Consider the following 11,002-nt stretch of genomic DNA (forward strand, 5'->3'; position numbering starts at 1 on the left):
ATATTATTAAAAGGACTACACCATGTCAGAAACCGATATTGAAACACCGATTATCTTTACTGAAAGCTGTTGTACCAAAGTAAAAGATTTAATTGCAGAAGAAAACAATCCGGACCTGAAACTGCGCGTATTTGTAACAGGGGGAGGATGCTCAGGTTTCCAGTACGGTTTTACTTTTGATGAAATCGTTAATGATGATGATTTTGAAATCCAGAAAAATGGCTTAACATTTCTGATCGATCCAATGAGTTATCAGTATCTGGTTGGTGCTGAAATCGATTATTCTGAAAGTCTGCACGGTTCACAATTTGTTATCCGTAACCCTAATGCAACTACCACCTGTGGCTGTGGCTCGTCTTTCTCTGTTTAAGTGAATCGACTATATAGCAAGATTTCTTTACTCAAACAACTGAATTAATTTTCTAAACCAGCCAAAGCAGGCTGGTTTATTTATGGGCAACAACCAGCGATAACCAAAAATTGTTCACTTTAAAACTCAATACATTAAAAATTTCACACAATTTAAAAATAATTGTCATTTACAATAAAATGTAAAAATAACAAACAGTTAACATTCGATTTTATACTTAAGCCTATAATCATCTGGGTAGCCAAAAGCAGTAAAGGCCTTTTTTAATAACAAATTAACAAGGAGCTTTACCATGAACCATGATATAAAAAAATGCCCGGTAACCCATCTCACAACAGATCAGGGGGCGCCTGTCTCTGATAATCAGAATAGTCTTACAGCCGGACCACGCGGTCCTTTACTGGCTCAAGATTTATGGCTGAACGAAAGACTGGCCAATTTTGTCCGTGAAGTTATCCCTGAACGCCGGATGCATGCAAAAGGCTCAGGTGCATTTGGTACTTTCACAGTTACCCACGATATAACCAAATATACATGTGCCAAACTATTCAGCCAGATTGGCAAAAAAACCGAAATGTTTGTACGCTTTTCCGAAGTAGCAGCTGAACGCGGTGGCGGAGATGCTGAGCGCGATATCCGCGGCTTTGCCATGCGCTTTTATACCGAACAGGGCAATTGGGATCTGGTAGGCAATAATACACCTGTATTTTTTCTGCGTGATCCGCGTAAATTTCCAGACCTTAATAAAGCCGTCAAACGCGACCCCCGTACCAATCTACGCAGCCCTACTTATAACTGGGACTACTGGACTTTACTGCCGGAATCATTTCATCAGGTAACCATTACCATGTCCGACAGAGGCATACCGGCCAGTTACCGGCATATGCATGGTTTCGGTTCACATACATTTAGTTTCATTAACGCTAATAAAGAACGCTTCTGGGTTAAATTTCACTTCCGCACTCAACAGGGAATTAAAAACCTTACCGATGAAGAGGCCGCCACTATCATGGGACAAGATCGTGACAGCCATCAGCGCGATCTTTACAATGCTATCGAATCCGGTAATTTTCCTAAATGGACAATGTATATTCAAATCATGCCGGAAACCGATGCAGAAAAAGTACCCTATCATCCGTTTGATTTATCTAAAGTATGGCCGCATGGCGATTATCCGCTTATCGAGGTGGGCGAATTCGAACTAAACCGCAACCCGGATAACTATTATCTTGACGTTGAACAGGCTGCTTTCGCTCCTAGTAATCTGGTGCCGGGAATCAGCGTTTCTCCTGACAAAGTATTACAAGCACGCCTGTATAATTACGCAGACGCTGCCCGCTACCGTGTAGGGGTCAATCATCATCAGATACCCGTTAATAAAGCACGCTGTCCCGTTTTCAGTAACCATCGTGATGGTACAACCCGGGTAGATGACAATTATGGAAGTCTGCCCCATTACGAGCCTAACAGCTTTCATCAATGGCAGGAACAGCCTGAATTTCGTGAACCTCCGCTTAAAATACATGGTGATGCTGATTTCTGGAATTTCCACGAAGACGATAATGACTATTTCAGCCAGCCCCGCGCCTTATTTAACTTAATGAATGATAACCAGAAGCAGGTACTGTTTGAAAACACAGCACGAGCTATGGGTGATGCACCTGACTTTATCAAATACAGACATATTCGTAACTGCAATGCCTGCCATCCGGACTATGGTGCAGGCGTAGCCAAAGCACTGGGCATGACAGTAGAAGCAGCTATAGCAGCACGCAGCAGTGACCCAGCACAGGGATGTGCTGTTCTGATTTAAACTTAATCATTAATTGATAAAAATCCTTAAACAATAACGTTTAAGGATTTTTATATAGAAATATATTTCCGTTAGATAATTTATTAAAACTAAAATCTTTATTAATCCGGATTCATAAACAACTAAAACATTAAAATAATTTAATCAGAAAAATGTTCTATATAAAGGGAATGAAAAACTATAAATTAAACTACAACATAAAAATGTATCAAAATATTTTAATATTTAAAATTCATAATATTAATTACCTGAATTTCTTTAATGACTATTCATCGATCATCGACTTATTTCAAACCTTCAAATTCTGCATTAAATTAACATTTATCTTTATTCTAAATTTTCCACAGATAATTTCATGCACAATAAAAATACCCATAATCAGCAATTACGGGTATTTTATTACCTAGGCTTAATTAATGAATAAACCAATTTATTCAATAAGCAGGGGCACTTGTTAAATGCATAGATTGCTGTATCGGCTCCACCGAATTTAATCTATCATCAATAGCGGGAGTAAATCCTGCCATGGCTGAAAGTAAATTCTGAATCTGTGCTGAAGGATCATTACTATGATTAGAAACAAATTTACCTTTAAGTGGTGTGTTATCTGCCAAATCACTGGAAGCAATATTCCGTAGATTAACAATATCATTTCCATTTTCAGCTTTAGTTACACCAAAGGAACGATTTTTCTTCATATCTTCATAGGTAACGCTTTTATCTTCAAACACAAAATTAAAAGCCCTGCTATTTTTATTTTTAGTATTAAAATAATCAGGTAAGGTCACTGAATCTGCTGTTCCATACGCCTGAATAATCAGATCATTGCCAGAACGGATAAATTCAGCATCGGCCAGACTAGCACCTTTAAACACCAAATCATTACGTTGATCTTTATTTTTTTTATCCATATAGCCTAAATCATTCACCACATCCTGACCATGACCGGCTTCAAATTCATAACAGTCTTTATAAAAATCACCGCCATTTAAAATGTCATTACCAGTTCCTCCAATCAGAACATCGTTTCCTGAACCTCCATTCAGAATATCATTACCCGCACCACCATTTAAAATATCATTGCCTTTTTCACCCCATAATGTATCATCACCTGCTCCTCCTTGTAGAATATCTTTTCCCTCCCATCCAAAAATAATATTACTCTTTTCATCTGCACTCTGAATCACGAAATATTTATCAACAAAATTTTCATAAGTAAGCTTCTGATCATCAAATATAAAACTGAATGCTTTACCTTCAAAGCTATCATCAAAATAATTAGAGAAAGTTACAGAATCTTCAGATCGATATGCCCGAATAACCATATCTTTTCCATATCGTATAAACTCAGCATCTGCCAGATTAGCACCTTTAAAAATTACTTTATTACGGCTCCATTTAAGATCAATCGAAGTATCAAAATCATTAATTACATCCTGACCATGTCCTATCTCAAACTCATATTGGTCAACTCGATCGCATCCGTTAAGTATGTCATTTCCTGTTCCACCGATTAAAATATCGCCTTTTCCCTGAGAATTAAGGATATCGTCGCCTTCCCCCCCATCCAAAATATTAATGCCAAAACCTCCTGATAAAGTATCATTGCCTGCGCCTCCAATTAGAATATCATCTCCATCCCAGCCAAACATCACATTATCACGTTCATTTCCATATTGAGTAATAGTAAATTTTTGTCTAAGCTGAGATTTAATAATAATTTGATCATCAAAAATAAAATTAAATGCAGCGGTGCTTATTTCCCCATTATAAAAATAGTCCTCTAGTGTAACTGAATCCTCTGTTCCATACGCCAGAACAATTAGATCATCTCCGGATCGCATAAATTTTGCGTCTGCTAATATTGCGCCTTTAAACACTAATTCATTATTATCTACATATCTATTGTGACCACGATCAATTATTGTATCCTGTCCATGTCCTATTTCAAATTCATAACGATCTTTATGATTATTACCACCCATCATTACATCATTACCGGTACCACCGATTAAAATATCATAACCTTCACCTCCGTAAAGTCTGTCATTACCAGCCCCACCATTCAAAATATCATTTGCAAAAGTACCATAAATTATATTGTTATTTTCATCTCCATTGAAAATGTAGGTCCTAATATTTTTCATATCTTCGTAAGTAATCGTCTGATCATCAAAGATAAAATTAAATGCATTTCTAGTATTATTGAGATATTTAAAATAATTTAGTAAAGTTACAGAGTCTTCTGTTCCATATGCTTTTATGATAAGGTTGTTTTCTGAACAGATAAATTCAGCATCCGCAAAATTAGCACCTTTAAATACTACATCATCACGACGTTCTATATATTCTATAGAGTTTTCCCCTCTATCATCAATTACATCGTAACCATGTCCGGCTTCAAATTCATACCGGTCCTTTTGCCAATCACCGCCGTTTAAAATATCATTTCCGGTCCCGCCATTCAAAATATCATAACCCTCACCTCCCCATAAAATATCATTTCCGGTCCCGCCATTCAGAATATCATAACCCTCACCTCCCCATAAAATATCGTCACCAGCTCCTCCATTCAGGATATCGTTGCCATTTTCACCTTTGAGAGTGTCATTACCAGCCCCTCCGTTTAAAATATCAATTCCTTGCCAGCCCGAAATAACATTATCTTTTTCATCACCATTTTGAGTGAAAGGAAAATTTCTTTCAATATCTTCATAGGTAACACTTTTATCTTCAAACACAAAATTAAAAGCTCTGTTATATTCATTTATAAAATTAAAAACAGTATTAAAATAATCGGGCAAGGTTACTGAATCATCTGATCCATATGCATAAATAACCAAATCTTCACCAGAACGGATAAATTTAGCATCTGCAAGATTAGCTCCCTTAAATATCAGATCATTACGCTCATCCTGACGTTGTTTATCCATATATCCTAAATCATTAACTATGTCCTTACCATGTCCGGCTTCAAATTCATAACGGTCCTTATGACAATCACCGCCGTTTAAAACATCATTTCCGCTACCGCCATTCAGAACATCATAATCAAAACCTCCCCATAAAATATCGTCACCATCTCCTCCATTCAAAATATCTTTTCCAGCTCCGCCAACTAAAATATCATTACCATCATTACCATTAAGAATGTTGTTGCCTTTTTTTCCATTCAGAACATCATTTCCTTTTCCTCCATTCAGAACACCATCTTTATCACTTCCTAACAAAGGATATTCATAAAGATCTTCATATGTAATACTTTGATCATCAAATATGAAGTTGAATTCTCTGCTTGCATAATAATCAGCATTAAAAAAATTTGGCAGAGTTACCGAATCTTCAGCCCCATATGCCTGAATAACTAAGTCATATTTATTAACACAAATAAATCTTGTTTCTGAGAATTTAGCACCTTTAAATACTAGATCATTGCGTTGATTTTTAGGGTTAATAATTCGATTACCTTCATCATAAACTATATCTGCTCCATGTCCGGCTTCAAATTCATAACGATCTTTATGACCATTTCCCCCATATAATTTGTCGTTTCCTGCCCCCCCTATCAAAATATCATAGCCATCTTCTCCATATAATTCGTCGTTTCCTGCCCCTCCCTTGATGAGATCTTTACCGTGCCAACCATCGATTCTGTTATCTTTATCATCACCATTCTGTGTAATAATATACCTACTTTCTAAATCTTTCGCAGAAACATTTTCATCTTCAAATACAAATTTAAAAAAATCCCATATATTCCAATATGAAAAGTAATCAGATAATATTACCGAGTCATTCGCTCCATAAGCTTTTATAATTAAATTTTTTTTATCCCGCAAAAATAGCACATCTGAAGATTTTGCTCCTTCAAAATGTAATTCATTTTCATCAGCTTTTACATAACCTCTATCTTCTATTACATCTTGACCATGACCTATCCGAAATATATACCGATCTTTCTGATTCTTCTGTCCGACAAAAACATCATTTCCAGTCGTACTGAAATAAATATTTTCTAATTCTCCGTATAATTTAGAAACCATTTCATTATTGGCTTCTTTAGTGAATTTTCTGATATTATTCAGCCTTCTTTCTTTTGCCTCACTATTATATTTACCAAGATTCTTATCAATTTGCATCAATTCTCTAGCTTCGACCAGCTGATTATCTTCAACTAATTTTACAAGCTCTTGATTTAGCTTAGAGTAATCATATCCAATATTTTGCTGTTCAGCATTCCACTGCGCCAGAATAATCGGGGAAAATAGCTCTTTATATACTCCTTCAGCCAATAAACTGGCAGAAACATATTCTGCAAATTTATTAAACTCCTTAATAAGTATAGGTGCTGCTTTTGAATGAGGATCTGAATCAATTTCTCCCCAGCACCAAGTACCTAAAAAATCTGAGCCGGTTAGATTTTCTAAAGTTACCAACTTCCGTGCGTCATCAATATATTTTCCTCGACTTACGGGATCAATCTGTTCAGAACCAGTCCATCTATAAATCAAATTGTTCAGTAATGATTCACGTGTTTTAGTATCAGCTGTCAGATAAGCTTTAACCATTTCCTTTAGAACAGCATCTTTCTGCATAGCAGTATGCAGATCTGATACATTACCAAAGCCTTGTATATAAGGTAATTTCGCTATATCTTTATCAATTGCCAAGTTATCAGTATTAAAAGTATCTCCTTTATCTACCTTAAACCATACATCTGTTGCATCTGTCTGATGCCCGTCTACCCAGGTAACTTGAGATGTTTCTCTGTGCTCATGACCATTCTCATCTTTTTTATCACCTTTCAGATATTTAAGTCCTATCGCTGTAATCTGAGTATTACTCAGCGACAATAATTCTCCCTCATCAACTAAACCATTCTGATTTTTATCTTGCCATAATTGTAATCTCGACCACACTGAATCAGCAGTATCAATTACACCATCTCGATTCTCATCAAATTCAGCCAGGGCTTCGAATCCATTTTGTGCTTTTTTACTAGAAGATAATAAAGTATTACTGCCAAATAACTCTTTTCCGTCATCAATCAATCCGTTTTGATTACGGTCTAAAACCAGTAGTGCATCATTACTATCAACCCAGCCAGTATTCTCTGCAAAACCATTTCCATCATGATCAAAATATGTATGCTTACCTTGTGCAGTAGTTTTTACACCATCTCCATTCATATCAATAATAATAGGTGATCTGATATTCTCTGCATCCTTGAAATCCGGCCGAGTATCATCTTTTTCTCTCAGCCGGATATTTAAATCTCCATTGTTAAAATTTTTAACCGTTAATCCATCATTAATTATTAGATCTTTACCATCCCAGTAATATTTATTCCCATGGCCATAATATGTATTCTCAGGATCATTCTTATAATGAAAACCTCCGGTTAATATATATTTATTAGCAACTGAAATACTTCGATCTACATTAAATATGGCCCCCTCAGCATCAGAATCCTCAATCACATCCATTTTGTCAGCAATATAAGTATCATAGCCTTCGCCACCCATAAGTATATCTTTTTCAACGGAATAAGAACTCGACCCTATTAACAGATCATCACCATTACCACCTTGTAAAATATCTTCACCACCACCACCAATCAATACTGAATCGGGATCATCGGAAAATATTTCCAATAAACCTGCTGATTCTGCTTCTAGAGAACCTTTATTAAATCTACCTTTACCATCATAAATCACTTTTCTGCCGTGAGAGTCTATATAATTAATTGATGGAGATTCTTTGATTAGTTTCCAAATTACAGCTAAATAAGCTGGTGTTGTTAGAAGACCAACTTTATCGATACCTTCTTGCTCTAATTTAGTTTTCTTCAATTGAGCAAAATCTTTATCTGTCACAGTAACGGCGGACACATCTCCTGTAAATTTAATCGGTACCGTTCTGCCTATTCCAAATGGATCGATCACTTCTTTAAAATCTTCATTTAAGTAATTAGCAACCCCGTTTATAGAATCAAAATCAAAATTATCTTCACATGGAATTATTTTTAACCCTTGAATTTCCTTTGTGCCATCCGCTTTAACCACAAATTTTATTGAATCAAAATCAATAGTAAAACCTGTTGAACCAAAAATAAAGGCACGAGTTAAGTAATCACTAGACCCAATACCAGTAGTATATTGACTAATAGATTTTGTAAACTTCTTTATCTTTTTATCATTGCTTATTTCTGGGCTAAGAGGGTCGTCCGCTTTTAATATATTCCACATGGAAATAAAATCATAACTGCCAGCCGAAAACTCTGAAGAAAAGAAATTTTTAAAAAACTCAAAATTAGCTGCCGATACAAATCGTCCACCACCATGCGTCATATATTCCTGTGCATCGATCATCAAGGCGTCCCCCTTAGCACTCGCATTTCGTATCCACTTATCATCAACTAGTTCCGAAGGTGACGGTGCTGTTTCCTGATTCCATAAATATCTGGCGAGAATCTCATCTACTCTCACTAAATCTTCACCTGCATTCACGTCATAAGCCATGTTATTACCCTTTCATTTAATATTTAAGGCCACAGATTAAACAAATTAAAACTTATATTAATAAAAAAAATTAAAGTTGTTATCAGTAATTTATTGTAAATTACCTGCGCCACCAATAATTTGGTCTATATAAAACATCGCCACAATTATTTAACAAATAAACTTTTCTGGTATCCTTAAAACTTTTACTTTTATCTTTAGCTACAAATTCTGGCACAGTTATTGAATCAGAATATGTAACACTCAAATAAAAATTACCTACACCCCAAGAGTTAAGGTCAATATCAATGGGAATTTTAGATTTTCCCGTAAATACTGCTGTTTCCATTCCGATATATTTTAAAATATAGTTTTTTCTCATCAATGACCACTCTGATTTATTTAAAACAGTACAGCAGCTATTACTATCATAGACAGAAAGATAATTTGGATTATCTAATTTATGTATCAAAATATAGTTTTTTAACTTAAAATCATCATTAATATAATTTTTATCCGACGCAAATATAAAGCTTTCCGCTTCATTATGTTTAACTAATATATCAAGTACTCTCCCAAAATCATCTTCATTTTCAATATCATCTTTTAGAAATTTTTCTTTATCTGGATTCATCGGAATCTTGAACACCCTACAACCCTGAGAACGTCTACAATCAGCTGCAGTTGGTAAAAATTCGCCATCGACATTAGTTACTTTATTATCCCAATAAAATTTATTTTCATATATCATTCGACCAGTTAAACTTTTCATCGCCTTATGCCATAGCTCTTCCTTGCTATAATATTTCTTATCCCGCCAGCAATACCCAGCCATGTTCTTAGCCTCAAACTCTTCTTGTGATACATTAAATGGTTTAGGATTTTTCCGCATTAATTCATTCCAGAAGTAATACGGCGATTTTTCATAATATATATCTCGTATTTTTAAGCCACCTGCTACCATCAATATAATGAACATAGTTATTAATGTATATTTTGCCGGTTTTGGGTGTGCTTTTGCTAAAGATATTACTTTAACCAAAATCCAAACACTAAGTAAGGGTAAGACAAAATAGATTGTGATAATTCCAAAAAATATCAAAAACATACTTTTATATTCTCCCTGTACATATGCATTTCATCTGTTTAAACTGAAAGAACTATTACTTATAAAAACTATTTACAACTTAAAATCAGCTGCCGATACAAATCCTCCACCACCATGCGTCATATATTCCTATGCATCGATCATCAAGGCGTCTCCCTCAGTACTTGCATATTGTATCCACTTATCATCAACTAGTTCCAAAGGTGACGGTGCTGTTTTCTGATTCCATAAATATCTGGCGAGAATCTCATCTACACTAACTAAATCTTTCCCATTTTCTAATTTATAAGCCATATATTTATACTTTCATACATAATTTTATATTAATAAAACCTATTATTAATAAGCTTTACAAAATATATCACATTTGTCATATAATTACATTTTATTTATTTTATAGAAATATGGTTTATATAAAATATCGCCACAATTATTTAAATAAAATACTTCATACGGATAATTTATCGGATAATAGTTTGTTTTGGTTTTTGGTAAAAAACCATCTATACCAAAATAATAATTACCTACTCCCAATGAATTTATATCTTCATCTGGAGGAATTCTTGATTCTTCTACAAAAGTATCAAAAATCGATTCTTTATATGCTAAGACATAATTTTTTCTTTTCTTCATTAATTGCCATTCAGATTTATTATATACTGTACAACAATCACTCCCATATAATTTAATAGAATCTTCACTTGTTTTTCGGTGTATTAAAATAAATTTTTCTAATCCAAAATTATAATTAATATAATTTTTATCTGAGTCATATATAAAAGTCTGTACTTTTGGTAATTTAATAAGTTCATTAATATTATCCAAATAATTATCTTGAACACCTATATAATTATTAAGCTTCTGATTTGTTAGATCAACTGGTACTTGCCATACTCTGCAATTATCCGACCTGGTACATTGACGATAAGTAAGTAAAAACTGACCATCCATATTCTTTATCTTATTTTCCCAATATAATTTATTTTCATATATGATTTTTCCTATCAGGCTTTTCATTGCTTTATGCCAAAGCTCTTTTTTGGTGTAATAGGTCTGTAAATACCCCATTGTTAGCACACAAACCAAGTAGAAAATCATGCTATTTGTTTCATGTTTCTATATTCAATTGGTGTCATATTATTTAATGCTTCATGCGGTCTTTCTGTGTTATATATTTCTAACCATTCTTCCGTTATTTTTCTTGCTTGTTC

7 protein-coding genes are annotated in these 11,002 nt (G+C 34.4%); 2 read left to right on the forward strand and 5 right to left on the reverse strand.

Annotated features, from left to right (window positions below; all coding sequences use genetic code 11):
• Nucleotides 1-22: 22 nt before the first annotated feature.
• Nucleotides 23-370: an iron-sulfur cluster insertion protein ErpA gene (gene erpA / locus GYX91_RS06795; protein WP_078474723.1), complete on the forward strand. Its 348-nt coding sequence runs from the start codon at nt 23-25 to the stop codon at nt 368-370.
• Between the two features lie 292 nt (nt 371-662).
• Nucleotides 663-2,183 (forward strand): catalase, encoded by a 1,521-nt coding sequence (locus GYX91_RS06800; protein ID WP_025330996.1) that lies wholly within the window; start codon nt 663-665, stop codon nt 2,181-2,183.
• A gap of 434 nt (nt 2,184-2,617) precedes the next feature.
• Here GYX91_RS06800 and GYX91_RS06805 read toward each other — a convergent pair whose 3' ends face one another.
• The 5 genes from GYX91_RS06805 to GYX91_RS06825 form a co-directional block, all read right to left on the reverse strand.
• Nucleotides 2,618-8,704 (reverse strand): calcium-binding protein, encoded by a 6,087-nt coding sequence (locus GYX91_RS06805; RefSeq protein ID WP_100125921.1) that lies wholly within the window; start codon nt 8,702-8,704, stop codon nt 2,618-2,620.
• Nucleotides 8,705-8,804: 100 nt separating this feature from the next.
• Nucleotides 8,805-9,791, reverse strand: coding sequence for a hypothetical protein (locus GYX91_RS06810; protein WP_174830325.1), 987 nt, complete (start codon nt 9,789-9,791; stop codon nt 8,805-8,807).
• Between the two features lie 129 nt (nt 9,792-9,920).
• Nucleotides 9,921-10,085, reverse strand: a complete 165-nt coding sequence (locus GYX91_RS06815; protein ID WP_174830327.1) for a hypothetical protein — start codon at nt 10,083-10,085, stop codon at nt 9,921-9,923.
• Between the two features lie 84 nt (nt 10,086-10,169).
• Nucleotides 10,170-10,889: a hypothetical protein gene (locus GYX91_RS06820; RefSeq protein WP_174830329.1), complete on the reverse strand. Its 720-nt coding sequence runs from the start codon at nt 10,887-10,889 to the stop codon at nt 10,170-10,172.
• The coding region (locus GYX91_RS06825; RefSeq protein ID WP_144340592.1) for an integrase core domain-containing protein at nt 10,886-11,002 on the reverse strand (117 nt) is incomplete at its 5' end. The genes GYX91_RS06825 and GYX91_RS06820, both read right to left, overlap by 4 nt.

Source organism: Snodgrassella sp. ESL0304 (assembly GCF_013344995.1).
Lineage (GTDB): Bacteria > Pseudomonadota > Gammaproteobacteria > Burkholderiales > Neisseriaceae > Snodgrassella > Snodgrassella alvi.